The following is a 20,487-nucleotide window of genomic DNA, read 5'->3' on the forward strand; positions in this document are numbered from 1 at the left end:
GCTCCTACAGGTCCAGCACCAGTTCCCGGGATTTCGCCCTGGAGACGCAGATCATGATGTTGCGGGCACGCTCGTGCTCGGCCAGGGCCAGGTCGCGGTGATCGGCTTCGCCGGCGACGAGCTTCGTCCGGCAAGTGCCACAGGTGCCGCTCTCGCAAGAGCTCGGCAGCACCTTGCCGGCCGCGCGCAGGACCTCCAGGATCGATTTGTCCGCCGGCACGGCATAGGTCTCGCCGCTATTGGCGAGGCGGACGGAAAACGGAACATTGTCCTCCGCGCGGACCCTGGCCGCGCCGAAATCCTCGAAATGCACGGCGGCGGACGACCAGTGCCCGGTCATGTCGCGGACCGCCTCCATCAGCCCGCGCGGGCCGCAGCAATAGAGATGCGCGCCTTTCGGCTCCTCCAGCACGGACCAGAGATCATAGGCTTTGTCGGGGTCGCCGCCATCGTGATGGATCACGACCTTGCCGCGGAATTCCGGTCCGGAGAATTCGTCGCGGAAGGCCATCATCTCTGGGGTGCGGGTGAAATAGTAGAGCTTGAACGGCTTTGCCTTGGTGGCCATGAGGTGCCGGATCATGGCGCGGATCGGGGTGATGCCGATGCCGCCGGCGATGAAGATGTAGCTAGCCGGGCCGGACTTGAGCTCGAAATCGTTGCGAGGCGGCGCAATCGCGATCTCGTCACCTTCATTCGCCTGCTCGATCAGGCTGATCGATCCGCCGCGCCCGCCATGCTCTTTCTTGACGGCGATGACATAGCGGTCCGTCTCGTCCGGGCTGTTGCAGAGCGAATATTTCCGCATTTCTCCGTTCGGAACGCGCACACCGAGATGCGCGCCCGGCGTGAAGGGCGCCAGCGGCCCGCCGTCCGGCAGGCGCAGCTCGAACAGGCAGATATCTTCCGCGACCGGTCTTTTCTCGGTGATCCTGAGCCGGATGGTCTCTGTTTCTTCTGCCATTTCCACCTCCGCCCGCCTCCCTCGACAAGCGTTTCAAACCGGACTAATCTCATACTTAGATATCTAAGTAATATACTGCTGGCTAGCCCCGGCCGTGAACTGGAGGAACCGATTATGCTGAACCACGAGGAAAACGAGCTGCTCTGCCGCGTCGAAGGCGACGCCCCGATGGGACAGCTGATGCGCCGCCATTGGGTGCCGGCGCTGCTCTCGGAGCAGCTGGTCGAGATCGACGGCGCGCCGGTCAGGGTCCGCTTGTTTGGCGAGGATCTTGTTGCTTTCCGCGATACGGACGGCCGTATCGGTGTTCTGGGAGAGTATTGCCCGCACCGGAAAGCATCGCTGTTCTTCGGCCGCAACGAGGAATGCGGCCTGCGTTGCCTCTATCACGGCTGGAAGTTCGACGTGGACGGCAAGGTGCTGGAAATGGTCTCCGAACCGGCCGAAAGCGGGTTCGCGGACAAGGTCCAGCACAAGGCCTATCCGACGCAGGAGGCCGGCGGCTATATCTGGGTCTATATGGGCCCGAAGGAGCTGATGCCGGAATTCGAGGCTCCGGCCTGGGCGCCGACGCCGGAGGCCAAGGTCTCGATCGTCAAGATCGACCTGCCCGTCAACTGGGCGCAGATCATGGAAGGGCAGATCGATTCCGCCCATTCATCCAGCCTGCACTCCTCCGACATGAAGCCGGCGCGCGTCGCCACGGCCGGCGCGACGGCGACGCATTGGACACGACCCTCGACCGACAAGAACCCGCGCATCCAGGTGCAGCTCACGAATTACGGCTTCCGATACGCCGCGATACGCCGGCCGATCACCAATGCGCAGACGCATGACTATATCCGCCTGACCGTCTTCGTCGCGCCCTTCGCGGCGCTGATCCCGCCCAACGCGTCCTACAATGTCGCGACCGTGATCGTGCCCAAGGACGATGTTTCGAGCTATTTCCACTTTATCGCCTGGGGGAATGACGACTGCATCGACCAGGAGAGCTGGCGCAAGTTCTGCGTCGCGCAGGTCGGCATCGACCTCGACAAGACCTACAAGCCGATGATCCGGAACAAGGCCAACAACTATCTGCAGGATCGCAAGGCGATGAAGCTCGGCGATTTCACCGGCGTGCCCGGGATTCCCAACCAGGACATCATGATGTGGGAGTCGATGGGGCCGATCGCCGACCGCACCAGCGAGCGGCTCGGTGCCAGCGACATCGCAATCGTGCAGTTCCGCCGTGTGATGATCGACGCTGCCCGCAAGCACGCCGAGGGCGGCGAGGCGATCGGGCTGATCGAGCCGCATCTGCCGCAGGCGAAACTGCGCTCCTATCAGGGGATCGTGCCCAAGAGCGAGGACTGGCGAAAGCTTGGCGCCTCGAACGAGGAGGTCGCGCTGCTCGACGGCATGGAGCAGGACGAGACCGAGGCCGAGATGGCGGCTGCCGCCGGCGGCTGAGCGGCTGTCACCGCCATTCGGGTTTGGCTGCCAAAGCCTAAAAGTCTTGGAGCTGTCGGCTCGCGCGGGGGAAAATCGCGCGCGTCTTTCAGAAGCTGCCGCGAGGTTCCTACCCATGCAAGACACTCTCGTCGTCCTGGCCGGGAGGAGCCTGTACTATGGCGGTGGCTGGCATCATCCGCGCGCTGGTCGCTATGTCGAGACCCGTAATCCCGGCCTGAACGAGCCGATCTGCGCGGTGGCGGAAGCGGATGCGGCGGATGTCGATGCGGTCGTCGCCGCAGCGCGGGCAGGCTTCAAACTCTGGCGCAAGGTCGTGCCGCTGGAACGGGGCCGGATTCTCAAGGCTATTGCCGAAATCGTCCGCAAGAATGCACGTGAGCTTGCCGCGCTCGACGCTGCGAATTGCGGCAATCCCATCAAGGAGATGGTCGGCGACGCAGCGATCGCGGCCGCGCAGCTCGACTTCTTCGGCGGGCTCGTCACAGAGATGAAGGGCGATACGATCCCGATGGGGCCGGACGCGCTGAACCTGACGGTCCGCCAGCCGCTCGGAGTGGTGGCGCGCATTCTCGCATTCAACCACCCCTTCATGTTTTGCGCGGGAAAGATGGCGGCTCCGCTGGCGGCAGGCAACGCGATCATCATCAAGCCGCCGGAGCAGGCGCCGCTGTCATCGTTGCGGCTGGCCGAGCTCGTCGAAGGGCTGCTGCCCGAAGGCGTCTTCAGCGTGGTGCCGGGCGGGCGCGAAGCCGGCGCGGCCCTGGCTTCCCACCCCGGCGTCGACAAGGTCGCAATCATCGGCAGCGTCGGCGCCGGCCGCGCTGTGATGAAGGCGGCGAGCGACACGATCAAGCCCGTGCTGCTGGAGCTTGGCGGTAAAAACGCGCTGATCGCCTTCGGTGACGCCGATCCCGACAAGGTCGCCGACGCGATGGTCGCAGGCATGAACTTCACCTGGTGCGGCCAGTCCTGCGGCTCGACGAGCCGGGCCTTCGTACACAAGGACATCTACGAGCAGGTGCTCAAGCGGCTGCCTCGGAAAGTCGCGCGCTTCGTGCCCGGCATCCCGACAGATGATGCGACCACAATGGGCGCCATCATCAGCGGTGTGCAGCACGAGCGGATCATGGGTTTCATCACATCGGCGAAAGATGAGGGTGCGCGCCTGATCTGTGGCGGCGCGACGCCGTCTGATCCGCGTCTCCGCAAGGGCTTTTACATCGAGCCGACGATCTTTGCCGATGTCGCCCCAACCATGCGGATCGCACGCGACGAGATTTTTGGGCCCGTGCTCGCGGTCGCCCCCTGGGCGGACGAGGCTGCCATGCTAGAGCAGGTGAACAGTGTCGAATACGGCTTGACCTGTTCGATCTGGACCAACGACCTGACCAGGGCGCATCGCACTGCCATGGAGGTCGAGGCCGGGTTCGTCTGGATCAACGAGGTCTCGAAGCATTTCCTGGGAGCGCCTTTCGGCGGCTGGAAGCAGTCGGGCATCGGGCGGGAGGAATGTCTCGGCGAACTCATCTCCTTCACGCAGGAGAAGAACATCCATATCAGCCTGACAGGTGGCGCGCCCAACTAGGCGCAATCCGTCTGCCCGGCAGGCGTCCTCTCGCTACGGCGCCCAAAGCAATCGAGCTTGCAGCCAAACCGAATCTCGGCGTACCGGCGCTCTTCCGCCCATGGGAATACTGGTTCAGCCAACGCGCCGCGTGATGCGGTGGCGATAGAAGACCGTGCCAGTGAGGAAACCGATGACCGAGACTGTGCTATCTGGAATCGACGCACCGATTCCCTCCGCCGATAATGGGGTCTGGGGAAGCGACGTGGTCGCGCAGATGCTGCGTAGGCTCGACATTCCGTATGTGGCGCTGAATCCCGGCTCGAGCTTCCGCGGCCTGCATGACAGCCTCGTCAACCATCTCGGCAACGAACGTCCGCAGATGCTGCTTTGCCTACACGAGGAGCACGCGGTTGCTGTCGCCCATGGCTATGCCAAGGTAACCGAGCGGCCGATGGGCGTCATCCTGCACAGCAATGTCGGGCTGATGCATGGAACGATGGCGATCTACAATGCCTGGTGCGACCGCGTGCCGATGCTGATCATGGGCGCGACCGGACCGGTCGACGCGGCCGAGCGCCGGCCCTGGATCGACTGGCTCCATACCGCCAAGGACCAGGGTGCGCTGATCCGTCCTTATGTAAAATGGGACGATCAGCCGGTCTCGGTGCCAGCGATGATCGACTCGTTCATCCGCGCCGCGAACCTGACCCGAATGACACCGAAGGCGCCGACCTATGTCTGCCTCGACGTCTCGATGCAGGAGACCCGGCTCGACGAGATGCCCGCTCTTCCCGATCCCGCGCGCTTCGCTGCGGTCTCCGCCTCGATCCCGGCGGCGGCCGATATCGAGAAGGTGGCCGCGCTCCTGCGCGCTGCGAAGAGCCCGCTCCTGCTGCTCGGCCGGGTTTCGCGCAGCACGCGCGACTGGGCGCGCCGGGTGGCGCTGGCCGAGCGGCTCCAGGCCGCCGTACTGACCGACATCAAAACGGGTGCGGCGTTCCCGACGGATCACGCGCTCCATGCCGCCAAGCCGGGCTATTTCCTCGACGAGACCGCCGCCGATGCGATCCGGGCCGCCGACGTGATCGTTGCCTTCGACTGGGTCGATCTGGGCGGCACCTGCCGCCAGACCGGCGGGCCGCCGACTGCGACCGTGATCAACATCTCGCTCGATCACCATCTGCATAATGGCTGGAGCATGGATCATCAGGCCCTGGTTCCGGCCGATCTCCATCTGGCAAGCGAGCCCGATCTTGCACTGCATCTGATCGCGGACGCGCTTGGCGTAGGGCCGGGGAAAGAGCCGGACGTGCTGACCGCACAGCCGACCCTTCGGCTGGAAGCCGATCAGCCGCTCGACGTCGTGTCGCTGGCCGCCGCGATCGGGGCGGTGCTGCGTGATGAAGTCATCAGTCTCGTGCGGCTGCCGCTCGGCTGGGCCGGCGATTCCTGGCATTTCCGGCACCCGCTCGACTATCTCGGTTCGGATGGCGGCGCGGGTATCGCGTCCGGTCCCGGAATGCTTGTGGGCGCCGCACTGGCGCTGAAAGGCTCGGGTAGACTTCCGGTCGCGGTCCTGGGCGATGGCGATACGATGATGGGTGTGTCGGCGCTCTGGACCGCCGCTCACTACAAACTTCCGTTCGTAGCCATCGTTTCCAATAATCGATCGTTCTTCAATGACGAGATCCACCAGGAGCGCGTGGCGAAGCAGCGCCAGCGGCCGGTCGAGAACAAGTGGATCGGCCAGCGGATTGACGAGCCAGACATCGACATTGCCGCGATCGCGCGGGCGCAGGGACTGGTCGGGATTGGTCCGGTCCTGACCACCAAGGCGCTGACCGAGGCTGTCGGCGAGGCGGTCAAGGCGGCCAAGGCCGGCGCCTCGGTTGTGATCGATGCCAGGGTTTTGCCCGGCTACAATCCGGCCATGGCCGCGGGGATGACCCGGCATGGCGGAGAAGCCGCGAAGGACTGATCAGCCCTCCAGGTCGGCGTCCGGCGCAAGGGTGCCTAGGTTCCGCTGAACTGCCGCGAGGTAACCGAGGAATCTGGCGCGGTCCTCGACGCTGAAGCCAGCCGTGGCCTGCTGCACGACCTCCGCCGCAAAGGGCATGAGCACGCTTTCGAGCGCCCGGCCCTTCGCGGTCAAAAGGACATTGAGCTTCCGCCGATCCGTGTCGTCCCGTTCTCGTGTGATAAGCCCGGCGCGCTCCATCGAAGCCAGGGCCGTCAGGGTCGTGGGCTCCATCGTCCCGATGCGGCGCGAGAGTTCGCGCTGCGTCAGGCCGTCCTCCTGCCAGAGCGCGCGCAGGAAATACCACATCCCCGGGCTGACACCGTGCGGCTCGATTTTGGCCTGGAGGTAGCGCTGCGTCGCGCGGTTCGCCATGCGAAGCTGGTACCCTACGCTGCTCTCGAATGGCAGCTCGGGCTTCGGCTCGGTCTGGATTGCAGCGGCAGCCTTGCTTGTCCCGGGCATCCCGTTTTCGATTCGGCTGATCGTTGCGAAGGCGCCAGTATAGACGCTGATGGCTCGGCGCATCCATGCCGTTTATGTGCCGCGGCCCGAGGGCCGATTGCCTCGACGGCTGCCGGCCTTTGATTGTGCTGTAGTCTGAGCCGGTTCGGCGAGTACCCATCTCGAAAAGTTTGAGAGGCCAAGCGAGAAAATCTTGGACCTTGGCGGTGTCCGATCATTAGTTTCGCAACCAAGCAGGCCGCTGCACAGAAGAAGAAGGGCCGCGTTTGGGGATGATGGGAATGCCGCCATATCCAAAGGACCCTCAGTCTCGCGCGCGATCACGCGTGGCCTCCAGCCGTGTCTCGGCGGTGCGCAGGTTCTGATGACCGATAAGCCAGAGGACGAAAGCAATATGGCCGCTGCAACCGCTAAACTGCGCCTGGCTGCATCCGCCGCCAGCGAGACCGATCTCGTTGTCGATAACGTCTCCATGCATTTCGATACGCGCGAGGGCAGGGTCACGGCCGTCGACGGAATGTCGTTTTCCGTCGAGCGCGGCGAGTTCGTCTCGATCATCGGGCCATCTGGTTGCGGCAAGTCGACGGTGTTCAATATTCTCGGCGGCCTGGTCGGGGGCTATGAAGGGAAAGTCAGCGTCAGCGGAGAGACGATTACTGGCCCTCATCCATCGATCGGCATGGTTTTCCAGGAGGAGTCGACATTCCCGTGGCGCACGGTCATCGACAATGTCGCGTTTCCGCTCGAGGTGAAAGGCGTTGCCAAGGCCGAGCGTTATGACGTTGCACGTAAGTTCATCGATATGGTGGGGTTGGCCGGCTTCGAGCAGCGCTATCCTGCGGAACTCTCCGGCGGCATGCGCCAGCGCGTTGCCATCGCGCGCACGCTGGTGTTCGAGCCGAAGATCCTGCTGATGGATGAGCCGTTCGCCGCCTTGGATGAGCAGACGCGCGTTCTCCTGGGCGACAAGGTTTTGGCCATTCAACAGGAGCTGAAGCAAACCACGCTCCTCATCACACACAATATCACTGAAGCGGTTCAACTCTCTGACCGGGTCGTGATCATGACCTTCCGGCCGGGAAAGGTGAAGCGCATCGTCAATATTCGCTTGCCACGTCCGCGCCAGGGCGACGTTGTCGGCAGCGATGCTTTCGGTCGCTATGTCGCAGAGATCTGGAACGACCTGCGAGAGGAGGCCTCTCGCGGTATGGCCGAATCCGAGGCCGGCGCCCGAAAAGGCCGGAGCTAAGGCATGAAAGGCTTCAATATCCCGCCGCTATTCGTCGGATTGGCGACTGTCGCGCTGTTCCTTGGCGTTGTCGAAGTGCTTCTGCTGATCGGCCTGCTGAACCAGTTCGTCATCCCGCAGCCATCGGCTGTGTTCGCGAGTTTCCGCAGGCTCTTCGAGGAAGAGCATCTGTTCGACCGTCTCATGCTGACGGGAGCCGAAGCTCTCGCGGCAAGCTTTCTCGTCTCCATCTGCGGCATAGCCATCGGGGTGGCGCTCTACAAGTTTCGAATTCTGCGCCTTGCGGTAGAGCCTTGGGTTGCGGCCGTCGCAGCGGCGCCAATCGTGTTGGCCTATCCGCTCTTCCTTGTCGTGTTCGGCCGCAGTGCCGCGACGATCGTCGCTATGGGTTTCGCTGCGGGGCTTGGCCCTGTGATCTTGAAGACCCTCGAAGGCCTCAACGGCGTTAAAAAGAGCCTGATCAACGTTGGTCTCAGCTATAATCTCACAGAAGCTCAGCTCTTCTGGAAAATTCTGCTGCCCGCGGCGGTCCCAACCATCTTCGTCGGCGTCCGCTTGGGCCTGATCTTCGCGCTGATCAACCTGATTGGCGTCGAGTTCCTGATCAATTTCGGCGGGCTTGGGCAGCTCATCAACGACCTCGCCGAGCGCTACGACCTGCCCGGTATGTTCGCGACCATCATTTTCGTGGTGCTCGTCAGCGTGGTGATCTTCGTGGTGCTCGAGCGAATGGAGCGATGGTTCCGTCCGGCTCACTAGATCGCGATGAAGGATCCCTTTTGCCGTACGATTCGATATCTAAACCTTGCTGTGTGCCCGGCAGCACGGCATTGTCGCACGCAATGAAAAAGGCGCCCAGGAGGCTGCGATCAATCTCCGGCAACTTCGCTATTTCGCCAAGATCGCCGAAGTCGGCAATATTACCCGGGCGGCAGAACAGCTAAACGTCGCGCAGCCCGCTCTCGGTCTCCAGATTCGCCAGCTCGAACAGGAGCTCGGCACGGAATTGCTTCTGCGCCACTCCCGTGGCGTCATGCTGACGACGGCTGGTCGCCTCTTGCTGGATCGGGCGAACCGTATCCTGCAGGATGTCGAGGATACGAAGCGTGACATCCAAGCGATGTCCGGGTCCGATCAAGAGATCCTGTCTCTGGGTCTTACACCCAGCATCATGCTCCAGATCGGCCCTGACCTGCTGCTTGATGCGAAGACCTTCATACCGAGCGTCTCACTCAGCCTTGTCGAGGAGCTGAGCAATGGTCTCGTCCTGGCGCTTGAGCGGGGCGAGGTGCATGCCGCATTTGCGTATGGCGTCGATGAACCGCGCCCAAGCATAGATCGGCAGGCGCTCTTCGAGGAAGAGCTGCTTTTCGTCAGGCCAGTGGCGGAAGAAGAGCTCCCAGCCACGATCACCTTGGCGGAGGCTCTCAGCCACGATCTCGTACAGGCAGGCGAGCGGGATATGGTTCAAAAGCTTTTGAAAACCGCGGCGGAGAAGTTTTCGATGCCATTGCGCGTTGTTTATGAAGCGCAGTCGATCCCTGCCATGCGAACGCTGGTCGTTCGTGGTGCTGCCGCGAGTTTTATGCCGTACGGCACGGCAATTGAAGCGCTTCGAGCCGGGAAGTTGGTCTCTCAGCGGGTCTCGGATTTGCCGCTGAAGCGCACCCTCTATCTCATAAAGCCAAGCAATTTTCCCGCGTTTAGGCAGCAGGAAGCGATCGACCGGTTTCTCGCTACGGTGACAGAGCGCCTCCTTGAATCACTGGGGTCACTCGCGCACCGCATCGGCTCATGAGCGCGTCGCCATACAGCTCCTGTCTCACTCTCATTTCGTGGAAGTCTTTGTCCTAGCAGTCACAGGGCGTCATCATTCCGGAAAATCGCATGGCGCTCATCGTCGCCAGCCGGGAGGATCGATTGTCCAATCTGCGCCTTTCCATCGCCATCGGCGACTATGATCGCAATCGACCGCTCATCGACGGTGCCGTCCAGATCGACGGCGTTGATCCGGTCTTCATGAAGCTTGTCCCGGAAGAGATTTTCTTCCGGGCCTTCCGTCATGCCGAATTCGACGTCTGCGAAGCGTCACTGTCGAGCTTCACCGTCAAGACGGCGCAAGGCACGAACCCCTATGTCGGCGTTCCAGCGTTCTTGTCGCGCGCTTTCCGGCACACCGGCATCTTCATCCGCAACGACCGCGGTATCGCGCGGCCGGAGGATTTGAGGGGCAAGCGCATCGGCTGCCCCGAATACCAGCTCACGGCCTGCGTCTGGATCCGTGCGATGCTCGAGGACGATTACGGCGTGAAGCCCTCAGACGTGACCTGGGTGCGGGGCGGCATCGAGCAAGCTGGACGCGCCGAGAAGATCAGCGTCGCGCTCCCGGCGGAGATTCGACTGGAGCAGGCGCCAGCCGATCGCTCACTCAATCAGATGCTGGTCGATGGCGACATTGATGGCTTTATCGGGCCCCGCTCCCCGTCCTCGTTCGATGCCGGGCATCCAAAAGTTGCGAGACTGTTCCCGGAGCCCACAGCCGCTGCATCGGACTACTATCAGCGAACCAAAATTTTCCCGATCATGCATGTGCTCGGTGTTCGTCAGTCCATTGTCGAACAGCAGCCTTGGCTGCCGGCGGCTTTGCTGAAGGCATTTGAGCAGTCGAAGGCGTTGGCTCTCGCCAAGCTCGGCGATACCTCGGCGACCAAGGTTACGCTTCCCTTCATAGAAGAGCAGCTTCAAGCTGCTCGCGAGTTGATGGGCTCCGACTTCTGGTCTTATGGCGTGGGCCCCAATCGGCATGTGCTCGACGCGTTCTTGAAGGCTCACCACCGCCAGGGCCTGTCCTCGCGGCAGCTCAAGGTCGAGGAGCTGTTCCATTCGTCGACGCTGGAAGCGTTCAAGATTTAGCTTCCAGGGGAAGACCAGATCTAGCTTCCAGAGGAAGATATGGAGTTCGCCGGAAGAAGCGAGCCAGCCGCCACAATAAGAACCCGCCTGAACGGCGCGCTACGGGAGGACACGATGACAAGATCGAGGACTATTGGATTGGCCCTGGTGGCAGTGGGCCTCGCCATGACCCTGGCGCAGGCAGCGCTGGCTCAAGACAAGCTCAAGCTGGCCGTCGGGCAGCGAGGAAACTGGGATACGTCGGTAGCGGAAATCGGCACCCGTCTTGGCATCTTCAAGAAGCACAATCTCGAACTCGAGATGCTCTACACCCAGGGCGGCGGCGAGACGCAACAGGCTGTCCTCTCCAATAGCGTCGACATCGGCGTTGCCGGCGGCATCATGGGCGCGATGTCGGCGTTCTCGAAAGGCGCGCCAATTCGCATCATGGGCGCGGAGACGACCGGCGGTCAGGACCTCTTCTGGTACGTGAAGGCGGAATCGCCGATTAAAGCGCTGAAAGATTTTGACGGCAAAACGGTGGCATATTCGACGAACGGCTCCTCGACCCATGGCGTTGTCAACGCCTTCGTCAAGGAGAACGGCTTGAAGGCGAAGCTCACGGCGACCGGAGGTCCGGCGCAAACGTTGACGCAGGTGATGTCCGGTCAGATCGATGTAGGCTGGGCCGCGCCGCCATTCGGGCTTGATCAACTCGATCGCAATGAGATTCGCATCATCGCCACGGGCAATGACACGCAGGCGTTCAAGAGTCAGACCGTTCGCCTCTTGATCACGAACACCAGCGTTCTTCAGAACAAGAAGCCTCTGGTCGAGCGCTTCATGCAGGCATATCGCGAAACCGTCGATGCGATGTATTCCAGCGACGAGGCGATCAAAGCCTATGCGTCATTCGTCGGGATTTCCGAGAGAATCGCGAGGCGGACGCGGGACGACTTCTTCCCGAAGGCAGCACTGGATCCAGATAAGGTTGTCGGCTTGGAGACGATCGTCCCGGACGCCGTGACCTTGAAATATACCGCGCAACCTCTGACCAAAGAACAGCTCGCCGAACTGATCCAGATCCCGCCGCGCAAATGAGCGCGATAAGCTGAACCGGTTTCGTTGGTGTCTTAACCCATCGACGAGCGATTGATCGACGGGTTGGATGGAAGCGGTCGCAATTCCATCCGAAGGCATCCGTGCCGAGCAGGAGTGTTGTTTCGATGACGACGACCGCCGTATCGGGTCGGGCGCGAGTTCGCCCTGCCAAGAGGGACGAAGATCGCGCTGTGCTGCTGACGCGGCTCGGGATCATTGCAGCAATCCTGCTGTGCTGGGAACTGCTGGCCCGCTCGGGGCTGCTCTACCGGGACGTCGTTCCATCCCTTGTGCTGATTGTCGGCGAACTCGGCCGCCTTCTGATCGACCGAACTTTCTATGACAATCTCGGCGTTACGGCCGGCGAAGTGCTCCTGGCGATCGCGATCGGCGGCGGGGCGGGCATCGGCGTCGGGATCATTCTGGGCCGCAACAAGTTCCTGCAACGCGCCTATGAGCCGCTGCTGCACTATCTCGGGCCGACGCCGAAGATCATTTTCTTCCCGATCATGATCATGTGGTTCGGAGTGGGGCCCGGCTCGAAGGTCGCGATGGGGGCGCTGTCGTCGTTTTTCCCGGTGGCCATCAGCATCGCTGCGGCGATGCGCGAGATCGACACCGTGCTGATCCGGGTCGGCTTGAGCTTCCGCCTGAACAACGCGCAGATGATCCGCAAGATCTACCTGCCGGCGATGCGGGCACCCGTCATCAATGGGATCCGGATCGGGCTCGGGGTCGCTATCATCGGCACGCTGCTGGCCGAGACCAAACTCGCCAATCAGGGTCTGGGCTATGCGGTGATCCAGACTTACGCGACCTTCAATATGCCTCGCATGTATGCCCTGTTAACGGTCGTCTTTTTACTCGCCGTCGGTGTCAACACGGTCCTGGGTCGCTATACGGAATTGCGCGCGACCCGCGCTTTCAGATAGGCGATAGGCTTCAGAGCATGGCGGGCTCAGGATTTCGGCCGGATGCTCCGCCAGAGCAGCCTACGTCCTGGCCTTCTTGCGTTTGGCCCCATCATCGGCGGCTCCGGTCCCGCTTTCCGGCGTCGGCCGCAATGTGCGGTTGTCGATGATGGCCGCACGCGGCTGCTCGTTTCGTCCGGCCGCCAGGCGCAGGATGGTCGGAAAATCCCTCGCTACATCAGACGGATGTGATTGGCGACGGCTTCATCGCACAACCTCGGAAATCAGCGTCAGCCTTTAGGCTCGTCAACTGTGTTGCGAAGGACTGCGCCGCCAACCTTGCTCGCGACGGTCTGACACGATCGTGAAAGACGAGACCTTCGAACTCTTCCAAAAAAGAGATTATCACCATGATCCCGCCTTGCGGGTTTGTTGCTCTCAAGCTGCGGCTGTGGGGCGGCAGACTGAAGACTGTGACAGGAGTCTGGCTTGGGTCGGGACGGGATAAAGCTGCGTCAGGCGCAAAGTCCTGCGGGTTTTGCCCTGCTGGGAGCCCTCGGCTTGCTTTTCGCAGCGGTACCGGCCCGGGCGGCAGGGGATCGAGCATTGGGCGAATACCTCGCCTCTGAATGCACCTCGTGCCACCAGCTCTCGGGCCGCAGTCCCGGCGGCATTCCGCCGATCGTCGGCTGGCCGGAGGAGCAGTTCGTCGCAGTGCTCAACGCCTATGCCCGCAAGGAGCGGGACAACCAGACGATGCAGGCCATTGCCGCGCGCCTGAGCCGCGACGACGTGACAGCGCTTGCCACTTATTTCGCCTCGCTGACGTCGAAGCCCTGAACCAGTGGAGAATGTGCTGATGAAACTCACGCGACGTGATGTGACAGCCGGCCCGATCGCCCTGCTGGCCGCGAGCACGATCGGTGCACCCGCAGTCCTTGGCCAGGCCAAGGCGCGCGTCGTCGTTGTCGGTGGCGGTCCTGGAGGCGCCACGGCGGCAAAATACCTCGCCAGGGACAGCAACGGCGCGATCGCGGTGACGCTGGTCGAGGAGAACGAGACCTACCAGACCTGTTTCCACTCCAACCTCTATATCGGCGGCTTCAAGAGCTATGACGCGATCGTCCATCGCTATGACGCGCTGGCCCGGGCCTATGGCATCGCGCTCGTCCGCAGCCGCGCCACGCAGATCGACCGGGACCGCAAGGAGGTGGTGCTCGCCGATGGCCGGCGCCTGCCCTATGACCGGCTGGTGCTCTCGCCCGGCATCGACCTGAAATACGATTCCGTGCCCGGCTGGTCGAAGGAGGCCGAGGAGGTCATGCCGCATGGCTGGAAGCCCGGCCGGCAGACGCAGTTGATCCGCGAGAGGCTCGACGCTGTGCCCGATGGCGGCACCATCGTGATGATCGCACCGCCGAACCCTTATCGCTGCCCGCCCGGCCCCTATGAGCGCGCCTCGATGTTCGCGCATGTGCTGATGGGGACAGGTCGCAGCAAGGCCCGCATCGTCATCCTCGATCCCAAGGAGAGCTTCTCCAAGCAGGGCGTGTTCATGCCCGACTGGGAGAAGCGCTATGGCACAATGATCGAATGGCTCGGGCCCAAGGTGCATGACGGCATCAAATCGGTCGATCCGAAGACCGGAACCGTCGTCACCGGCTTCGAGACCTACGAGAACTGCGCCTTCGTCAACGTCATTCCGGCCCAGATGGCCGGCGCGATCGCGCGCGATGCCGGGCTCGCCCCGGCCGGGGGCTATTGCGCCATCGATCCCGCGACGATGAAGTCCGTGGCGGATGCCAACATCGTCGTGCTCGGCGATGCCTGCAATGCCGGCGACATGCCGAAATCGGCCTTCTCCGCCAACAACCAGGCCAAGGTCGCGGCAATGATCCTGCGCGGCGAACTCGTTGACGCCCCGACCTTTCCGGCGCGCTATCTCAACACCTGCTGGAGTCTCGTCGACACCGACGACGCCATCAAGGTCGGCGGCCGCTACGAGCCCAAGGACGGCCGCATTGCCGCGGTCGAGACCTTCATCTCGCAGCCGGGCGAAAGTGCCGAGATCCGCCGGCAGACCCAGGCCGAGAACATCGCCTGGTACGACGCCATCTGCGCCGACATGTTCACGTGACGGCCGCCCTGCGAGGCCCAGACCCCGCATTCAAAGCCGATCGACTGCCACGCCGCTTTTTGCGGCTCCATACCGCCGACAAGGAACAGATGATGACGATGATGAAATCCATGCTTGCCAGCGCCCCGATCCTTGCCGCAGCGCTGCTGCTCGGGACTTCCGCCCATGCCCAGGACGTCTCGGCCGGCGAGCGCTCGTTCAACAAGTGCCGCGCCTGTCACCAGCTCGGCGAAACCGCGAAGACCACGATCGGCCCGGTGCTGAATGGGTTGTTCGGCCGGTCCTCCGGCTCGGTCGAGGGCTACAGCTATTCCCCGGCCAACAAGGCTGCCGGCCTGACCTGGGACGACGCGGTCTTTGCCGACTACATCAAGGACCCGAAGGCGAAGATGCCCGGCACCAAGATGATCTTCGTCGGCATCAAGAACGAGCAGGAGATCAAGGACCTCACCGCCTATCTCAAGCAGTTCGACAAGGACGGCAAGAAGCTCTGAGGCCGCATTCAGGCCTCACCGTCATTGCGAGCGTAGCGAAGCAATCCAGGGACGTCGAGCGCGCGGCTCTGGATTGCTTCGCTGCGCTCGCAATGACGGAGGCGTTCGCACCACGAAGGCGGATGCCATCAGCGCCGCATGCCCGGCGTCTCCACGGGCAGGCCCTTGGCCCGCCCGGCCAGGTAAAGCTCCAGCGCAAGGTATTCCGGCGAACCGTAGTCGAACTGCGTCGCGCGGACGCCGAGCGAGCAGGCGCGCAGGCGCCGGTGCAGCGAGCCGACATCGTTCCATTCGAGGCGATAGGCCGGGTAGCCCGTGCCCGCGCCATGGCTGACGGTATCGCCGCGCAGCTTCTGGCCGACGAGGCCGTCATGGCATTGCTGGCAGGACAGGTTGAGCTGGCCCTGCCGGCGCTCGAAGAAAGCCTTGCCCGCCTCGTAATAGGGCCTGGCCGCGCCATCGGTCTTCACCTCGACCGGCAGGCCGCGTGAAAGCGAGCCGAGATAGGCGGTCATCGCCAGAAGTTCGGGGCTCTCGTAGCCGAAGGCCGGCTGCCCCTGCCGCTCGACGCGGCATTGCTCGATCCGACCTTCGAGGTTGAGCAGCTTGGCCGTCGCCGCATCGACCTGCGGATAATGCGTCGCGGCGCCGCGCAGGCTCTGCTGCGGGTCGGCATGGCAGGAGACGCAGGCCTGCCCGTCGGGCGTCGGCTTGCGGCTGAACAGCTCGCGGCCCTGCTCGACCCAGAAGAAGGCCGGATTGCGGGTCTCGTCCGCCTGCTGCCGGCGCATGTCGGGTGAGAGGAACTCCGTGCCGGACTTGATCTCCGACAGGGCCGGGACGGCGGCAAACGCGGCCAGCGCGAGCGCAACGGCTCCTTGGGTCAAGCGTCGTCGCCCACTCACGTCACGGTCAGCCTTGCGGTTCGCGTGTAGGTCGCGCCGCCGTCCTCGCGCCATTCGAAGACGATGTCGCCGGTCGCGACCGCCCGTGTCGTGAAAGAGACGAAGGGATTGGCGGCGACGCCCGTATGCATGTCGAACCGGAAGATCGGCTCGCCGGCATAGGTCGCGGTCAGGCGGTTCAGGATCTTGCGCGGCACGGTGCCGCCCCGGCCGTCGGACTGACCGCCGCGATCCATCGGATGGCGGGTCAGCACCTTGATCTCGACGATCTCGCCGGCACGGACGTCCGTGGGCATGGTGATGCGGGCGTTGAAGCTCATCTTACTCTCCTCAACCGCCGTCGATGCAGGCGCTCAGCGTCACCACGATGTCGGCATCGGCCATGACGAAGCCGCCGCCGCTCAGCGCCGCGACAGCCGTGACCGTCTGCGACTGCGACAGCCGCAAGGTGGTCGCAACCTCGGCGCGGCCGGCGCGGGGGCCGAGATGGAACCGTGCCATGTCCGGAAACGGGTTCTTCTCGGCGATCAGGTGGATCCAGCGGACATGATCGGCATCCGTCATCGGGCTTTCGACCACGATCCGGGTGTCGACCGAATTGCCGTTCTCGACCAGAGCAGGGACGTCGAGCGTGATGCGGCCGCGCTCCGGCAGCGCGCCCTCGGTGATGCGCGCGATCAGTTGCGCGCGCTCGGGCGAGATGTCGGTGGCCGCACGCGCTGGCAGAGCCGCAACCACCAAACCCGCCGCTGCGCCTGCGAGCAGGCTGCGCCGGTCGTGGCCGGCTTCAGAACGTCTTGAGCGAGGCGAGATAACTGACGACATCCTCGATCTCCTGGGCCGAGAGGGCCGGCTTGCCCCGGTATGGCGGGGCGACATCATGCAGGTTTTCCGTCCGAAAATAGGGCGGCATCACGGTTTGCGGGTTGAGCACGGAGGCATCGACCAGCCGCAACCGGATCTGGCCTGCATCGAGGCGGGCTCCGACGCCGGCAAGCGGCGGGCCGATCGTGCCTTGGAAGGGCTCGGTGGCATCCGTGCCCTGGTGGCAGATCAGGCAGTTGCCGCGTTCGCGGTCGCGCACCAGCGCCGCGCCGCGCGCCGGGTTGCCGGCAAGCCCGCCGAGGGGACGCGGAATGGCGTCGCCTACAACCGTGTAGGTTTCGAGCGCCGAGGCGCCGCCGGATGCCAGAACGGCACCGACGAACGCCCGACGCAACATCACTCCGGCCGTCGCTCTCACGCCTTCCTGAGATCGGCGTTCTTGATCGGCAGGTTGCGGATGCGCTTGCCCGTCGCGGCGAAGATCGCGTTCAGCACGGCCGGCGCCGCGACCGCGATCGTCGGCTCGCCGACACCGCCCCAGAAGCCGCCCGACGGCACCAGGACCGTCTCGACTGCCGGCATCGCCTCCAGCCGCATCACCTCATAGGTGTCGAAATTCTCCTGCTCGACACGGCCGTCCTTGATGGTGATCTCGCCATAAAGCGAGGCCGAGAGGCCATAGACGAAGGAGCCCTCGACCTGGCGCGCGATCTGCGCCGGGTTGACCGCATGGCCGGGGTCGGTCGCAGCAACGATACGGTGGATCTTGAGCTTGCCGTCAGCGCTGACCGAGACCTCGGCGACGGCCGCGACATAGGAGCCGAACCCCATGGTCTGGCAGATGCCGCGGAAAACACCCGCCGGCAGCGGCTTGCCCCATTCCGCCTTCTCGGCGGCGGCATTGAGCACGGCCAGATGCTTGGGATGGTTCTTCATCAGGGCGCGGCGGAACTCCAGCGGGTCCTTGCCCGCGGCATGGGCCAGTTCGTCCATGAAGGATTCGAGATAGATCGCGTTCTGGTTCAGGTTGACCCCGCGCCAGAAGCCGGGTGGCACATGCGGGTTGCGCATGGCGTGGTCGATCAGCAGGTTGGGCACCGAATAGCCGATCGAGGCTTCCGGTCCCGGCGGGTTGAGACCCTGGAAGACCACCGGATCGCGCCCGTTCTGGATGTTCTGCGGGAAGATGCCGGCGACAATCGATTGGCCGGAGATGCGCATGTGCAGCCCGGTCAGGTTGCCGTCCTTGTCGAGGGCACCGGTCAGCTTGCACTGCGTCAGCGGGTGGAAGCGGCCATGCAGCATGTCCTCCTCGCGCGACCAGATCAGCTTGACCGGCGTGCCAGGGATCTGCTTGGCAATCGCGACGACCTGGCGGACCCAGTCATGCACCGCGCCACGCCGGCCGAAGCCGCCGCCAAGGTCGATCTTGTAAGCCTCGCATTTGGCGATCGGCAGGCCCGACGCTTCGGCCGCGGCGGCAAGTGCCGCCTCGCCATTCTGCGTCGGCGTCCAGACCTCGCATTTCTCCGGCGTGTAGAGCGCCGTCGCGTTCATCGTTTCCATGCAGGCATGGTTCTGGAACGGATAGGAATAGACCGCCTCGATGGTGCGGGCGGCGTTGGCGATCGCCGCCTTGACGTCACCGTTCTGGTTGCCGACGACGGCGTTGGGCGCGTCGAGCCCTTCCTTGAGCCAGGCCGCCAGGCTTTCGCTGGACACCTTGGCATGCTCGCCTTCGTCCCAGACGATCGGCAGCGCATCGAGCGCCGTCTTGGCCTGCCACCAGGTGTCGGCGACGACGGTAACGGCGCTGTCTCCGACCGGCAGCACATGCTTGACGCCCGGCATGGCCTTGATCGCGGCGGCGTCGAAGCTCTTCACCTTGCCACCGAAGACCGGACAATCCTTGATCGCGGCATTGAGCAGGCCGGGCATGGTCAGATCCATGCCGTAGATCTTCTTGCCGTTGGTCTTGTCGACCGTGTCGAGGCGCGGCAGCGGCTTGCCGGCAATGATCCAGTCCTTCGGGTCCTTCAGCGGGACATCCTTGGGCGCCTCGATCTTGGCGGCGGCGGCGGCGACCTGGCCGTAGCGCAGCGAGCGGCCCGAGGCCTTGTGCGTGATCACGCTCTTCTCGGCCGCGCATTCGGCGGCAGGCACCTTCCATTCGTTCGCCGCCGCCTGGATCAGCATCATCCGCGCCGCCGCACCGCCCTTGCGGACATACTCATGCGATTCGCGGATGCCGCGACTGCCGCCGGTCGAGAAATTGCCCCAGACTCGGTTGCGCGCCACGCTCTGGCCCGGCGTCGGATATTCGGTCGTGACCTTGGTCCAGTCGCAGTTCAGCTCCTCGGCGACGAGCTGGGCGAGGCCGGTCAGCGTACCCTGCCCCATCTCGGAGCGGGCGATGCGGATCACCACCTTGTCGTCGGGATGGACCACGACCCAGGCGTTGATCTCAGGGACAGCGCCTTGCGCCTGCGCTTCGCTCCCGAACGGGATCGTGAAGCCGAAGCTGAAGGCGCCGGCCGCAGCGGCCGAGCCTGCGAGCAGGCCGCGACGGGACAGGCTGGTCTTCGACGAAGGGGTCTTGGAAGAAGCGGTCGAGGCGGATGTCATGTCGTCCTCCGAATCTGCATGGACGCGAGGGATGCGGCGGTCCTCAAGGACCTGCCGCGTTCGACCCCGCGCTGGGGAATATGAAACAGGCGAAGGCTCAGCCGCGGCCGAGCGTACCGCCGGCGACGACGTCGAGGATCGCGGTCTTGACCCGCGCATAGGTGCCGCAGCGGCAGATATTGGTGATCTCAGCAGCGATGTCGGCCTCGGTCGCCTTGGGGTTGGCCTGCAGCAGGGCTGCTGTCGCCATGATCATGCCGCTCTGGCAGAAGCCGCATTGCGGCACGTCGTGCTTGATCCAGGCCTGCTGGACCGGATGCGTGCCGTTGGGCGAAAGCCCCTCGATCGTGACGATCTTCTGGTCCGCCGTCACAGCCTCGAGCGGCAGCGAGCAGGAGCGCGTCGCGACGCCGTCAATATGGACGGTGCAGGCGCCGCATTGGGCGACGCCGCAGCCATATTTCGTGCCGGTCAGGCCGATCTGCTCGCGGATGACCCAGAGCAGCGGCGTATCGCCGGCCGCTTCGACATCGAGCATCTTGCCGTTCACATTAAGCTTCGCCACCGCAAACCTCCCGGTTTCGATCAAGAAGGACGGCGAGAGGGCCAACGCGCCTCGCCGCAAGGCCGGCACGCCGCGCGGCGTGCCGGTCAGAATTGAATTGGAACTGATTGAAACTCAGATATGCGGATCAGCCAATGCCCGATGATCGGCTGATCACGCCGCGTGATCGGCCGCCGGAGACGAGGGTTCCTGGGCCAGAACAGCCGATTTGGCCGCCCAGCCGCCGTGTTCGAGCGCAGCGGCCCCCGATCATGGCGAGATGAGATGCAGGAGGGCTATCACGGCAACGTGATAAGGCCTTAGCCGGAGCGACCC

The 20,487-nt window shown here is 63.8% G+C and carries 20 protein-coding genes; 12 read left to right on the top strand and 8 right to left on the bottom strand.

What is annotated here, in order from left to right:
- Positions 1-4: 4 nt before the first annotated feature.
- On the bottom strand, positions 5-964 hold the full coding sequence (locus tag BHK69_RS01755; protein ID WP_069688617.1) for a PDR/VanB family oxidoreductase: 960 nt from the start codon (positions 962-964) through the stop codon (positions 5-7).
- Positions 965-1,078: 114 nt separating this feature from the next.
- Between BHK69_RS01755 and BHK69_RS01760 the strand changes: the two genes are divergently transcribed.
- The 3 genes from BHK69_RS01760 (at position 1,079) to BHK69_RS01770 (ending at position 5,964) form a co-directional block, all read left to right on the top strand.
- Entirely contained in the window at positions 1,079-2,416 is a 1,338-nt protein-coding gene (locus BHK69_RS01760; protein ID WP_069688618.1) for a Rieske 2Fe-2S domain-containing protein, read from the top strand.
- A 115-nt stretch (positions 2,417-2,531) separates the two neighbouring features.
- Positions 2,532-4,004, top strand: a complete 1,473-nt coding sequence (locus BHK69_RS01765) for an aldehyde dehydrogenase family protein (protein WP_069688619.1) — start codon at positions 2,532-2,534, stop codon at positions 4,002-4,004.
- A 172-nt stretch (positions 4,005-4,176) separates the two neighbouring features.
- The gene (locus BHK69_RS01770; RefSeq protein ID WP_069688620.1) at positions 4,177-5,964 is read left to right on the top strand and encodes a thiamine pyrophosphate-binding protein; all 1,788 of its coding nucleotides are present in this window, start codon (positions 4,177-4,179) and stop codon (positions 5,962-5,964) included.
- Here BHK69_RS01770 and BHK69_RS01775 read toward each other — a convergent pair whose 3' ends face one another.
- A complete protein-coding gene (locus BHK69_RS01775) occupies positions 5,965-6,531 on the bottom strand; it encodes a MarR family winged helix-turn-helix transcriptional regulator (RefSeq protein WP_083269058.1) in 567 nt (188 codons plus the stop codon). It abuts the gene before it with no gap.
- A 301-nt stretch (positions 6,532-6,832) separates the two neighbouring features.
- Here BHK69_RS01775 and BHK69_RS01780 point away from each other — a divergent pair, with 301 nt between their 5' ends.
- From BHK69_RS01780 to BHK69_RS01820, 9 genes are all read left to right on the top strand, one after another.
- Positions 6,833-7,717: an ABC transporter ATP-binding protein gene (locus BHK69_RS01780; protein WP_244548371.1), complete on the top strand. Its 885-nt coding sequence runs from the start codon at positions 6,833-6,835 to the stop codon at positions 7,715-7,717.
- Between the two features lie 3 nt (positions 7,718-7,720).
- Positions 7,721-8,476 carry an ABC transporter permease gene (locus tag BHK69_RS01785; protein WP_069688623.1) on the top strand — a complete coding sequence of 252 codons (756 nt, stop codon included), beginning with the start codon at positions 7,721-7,723 and terminating at the stop codon, positions 8,474-8,476.
- A 46-nt stretch (positions 8,477-8,522) separates the two neighbouring features.
- Positions 8,523-9,515 carry a LysR family transcriptional regulator gene (locus BHK69_RS01790; RefSeq protein ID WP_083269059.1) on the top strand — a complete coding sequence of 331 codons (993 nt, stop codon included), beginning with the start codon at positions 8,523-8,525 and terminating at the stop codon, positions 9,513-9,515.
- A gap of 89 nt (positions 9,516-9,604) precedes the next feature.
- The gene (locus BHK69_RS01795) at positions 9,605-10,630 is read left to right on the top strand and encodes an ABC transporter substrate-binding protein (RefSeq protein ID WP_199579021.1); all 1,026 of its coding nucleotides are present in this window, start codon (positions 9,605-9,607) and stop codon (positions 10,628-10,630) included.
- 147 nt (positions 10,631-10,777) lie between these two features.
- Positions 10,778-11,710: an ABC transporter substrate-binding protein gene (locus tag BHK69_RS01800; protein WP_244548574.1), complete on the top strand. Its 933-nt coding sequence runs from the start codon at positions 10,778-10,780 to the stop codon at positions 11,708-11,710.
- A 125-nt stretch (positions 11,711-11,835) separates the two neighbouring features.
- Positions 11,836-12,642, top strand: coding sequence for an ABC transporter permease (locus BHK69_RS01805; protein ID WP_083269060.1), 807 nt, complete (start codon positions 11,836-11,838; stop codon positions 12,640-12,642).
- A gap of 468 nt (positions 12,643-13,110) precedes the next feature.
- Positions 13,111-13,461, top strand: coding sequence for a c-type cytochrome (locus tag BHK69_RS01810; RefSeq protein ID WP_244548372.1), 351 nt, complete (start codon positions 13,111-13,113; stop codon positions 13,459-13,461).
- A gap of 19 nt (positions 13,462-13,480) precedes the next feature.
- Positions 13,481-14,758 (top strand): NAD(P)/FAD-dependent oxidoreductase, encoded by a 1,278-nt coding sequence (locus tag BHK69_RS01815; protein WP_069688625.1) that lies wholly within the window; start codon positions 13,481-13,483, stop codon positions 14,756-14,758.
- A 101-nt stretch (positions 14,759-14,859) separates the two neighbouring features.
- A complete protein-coding gene (locus BHK69_RS01820; protein WP_069693283.1) occupies positions 14,860-15,252 on the top strand; it encodes a c-type cytochrome in 393 nt (130 codons plus the stop codon).
- Positions 15,253-15,380: 128 nt separating this feature from the next.
- On the opposite strand, the gene soxA is transcribed toward BHK69_RS01820, so the two are convergent.
- The 6 genes from soxA to BHK69_RS01850 all read right to left on the bottom strand — a co-directional run bounded on the left by soxA (position 15,381) and on the right by BHK69_RS01850 (position 20,172).
- Positions 15,381-16,139 carry a sulfur oxidation c-type cytochrome SoxA gene (gene soxA / locus BHK69_RS01825; protein WP_199579023.1) on the bottom strand — a complete coding sequence of 253 codons (759 nt, stop codon included), beginning with the start codon at positions 16,137-16,139 and terminating at the stop codon, positions 15,381-15,383.
- Positions 16,140-16,153: 14 nt separating this feature from the next.
- Positions 16,154-16,477, bottom strand: coding sequence for a thiosulfate oxidation carrier complex protein SoxZ (locus BHK69_RS01830; protein ID WP_069688627.1), 324 nt, complete (start codon positions 16,475-16,477; stop codon positions 16,154-16,156).
- Positions 16,478-16,487: 10 nt separating this feature from the next.
- Entirely contained in the window at positions 16,488-16,982 is a 495-nt protein-coding gene (locus BHK69_RS01835; RefSeq protein WP_069688628.1) for a thiosulfate oxidation carrier protein SoxY, read from the bottom strand.
- Positions 16,945-17,379 carry a sulfur oxidation c-type cytochrome SoxX gene (soxX, locus tag BHK69_RS01840; protein WP_069688629.1) on the bottom strand — a complete coding sequence of 145 codons (435 nt, stop codon included), beginning with the start codon at positions 17,377-17,379 and terminating at the stop codon, positions 16,945-16,947. Before soxX ends, BHK69_RS01835 begins: the two co-directional genes overlap by 38 nt.
- Positions 17,380-17,396: 17 nt before the next feature.
- Positions 17,397-19,607: a xanthine dehydrogenase family protein molybdopterin-binding subunit gene (locus BHK69_RS01845; protein WP_069688630.1), complete on the bottom strand. Its 2,211-nt coding sequence runs from the start codon at positions 19,605-19,607 to the stop codon at positions 17,397-17,399.
- 97 nt (positions 19,608-19,704) lie between these two features.
- Entirely contained in the window at positions 19,705-20,172 is a 468-nt protein-coding gene (locus BHK69_RS01850; protein WP_069693284.1) for a (2Fe-2S)-binding protein, read from the bottom strand.
- Positions 20,173-20,487: the final 315 nt, after the last annotated feature.

The organism is Bosea vaviloviae, assembly GCF_001741865.1.
GTDB lineage: Bacteria > Pseudomonadota > Alphaproteobacteria > Rhizobiales > Beijerinckiaceae > Allobosea > Allobosea vaviloviae.

Coding starts and splice junctions, on each gene's coding strand:
- BHK69_RS01755 (WP_069688617.1), bottom strand. CDS start 964: ATGGCAGAAGAAACAGAGACCATCCGGCTCAGGATCACCGAGAAAAGA.
- BHK69_RS01760 (WP_069688618.1), top strand. CDS start 1,079: ATGCTGAACCACGAGGAAAACGAGCTGCTCTGCCGCGTCGAAGGCGAC.
- BHK69_RS01765 (WP_069688619.1), top strand. CDS start 2,532: ATGCAAGACACTCTCGTCGTCCTGGCCGGGAGGAGCCTGTACTATGGC.
- BHK69_RS01770 (WP_069688620.1), top strand. CDS start 4,177: ATGACCGAGACTGTGCTATCTGGAATCGACGCACCGATTCCCTCCGCC.
- BHK69_RS01775 (WP_083269058.1), bottom strand. CDS start 6,531: ATGCGCCGAGCCATCAGCGTCTATACTGGCGCCTTCGCAACGATCAGC.
- BHK69_RS01780 (WP_244548371.1), top strand. CDS start 6,833: ATGACCGATAAGCCAGAGGACGAAAGCAATATGGCCGCTGCAACCGCT.
- BHK69_RS01785 (WP_069688623.1), top strand. CDS start 7,721: ATGAAAGGCTTCAATATCCCGCCGCTATTCGTCGGATTGGCGACTGTC.
- BHK69_RS01795 (WP_199579021.1), top strand. CDS start 9,605: ATGGCGCTCATCGTCGCCAGCCGGGAGGATCGATTGTCCAATCTGCGC.
- BHK69_RS01805 (WP_083269060.1), top strand. CDS start 11,836: ATGACGACGACCGCCGTATCGGGTCGGGCGCGAGTTCGCCCTGCCAAG.
- BHK69_RS01815 (WP_069688625.1), top strand. CDS start 13,481: ATGAAACTCACGCGACGTGATGTGACAGCCGGCCCGATCGCCCTGCTG.
- BHK69_RS01820 (WP_069693283.1), top strand. CDS start 14,860: ATGAAATCCATGCTTGCCAGCGCCCCGATCCTTGCCGCAGCGCTGCTG.
- BHK69_RS01830 (WP_069688627.1), bottom strand. CDS start 16,477: ATGAGCTTCAACGCCCGCATCACCATGCCCACGGACGTCCGTGCCGGC.
- BHK69_RS01835 (WP_069688628.1), bottom strand. CDS start 16,982: ATGTCGTCAGTTATCTCGCCTCGCTCAAGACGTTCTGAAGCCGGCCAC.
- soxX (WP_069688629.1), bottom strand. CDS start 17,379: ATGTTGCGTCGGGCGTTCGTCGGTGCCGTTCTGGCATCCGGCGGCGCC.
- BHK69_RS01845 (WP_069688630.1), bottom strand. CDS start 19,607: ATGACATCCGCCTCGACCGCTTCTTCCAAGACCCCTTCGTCGAAGACC.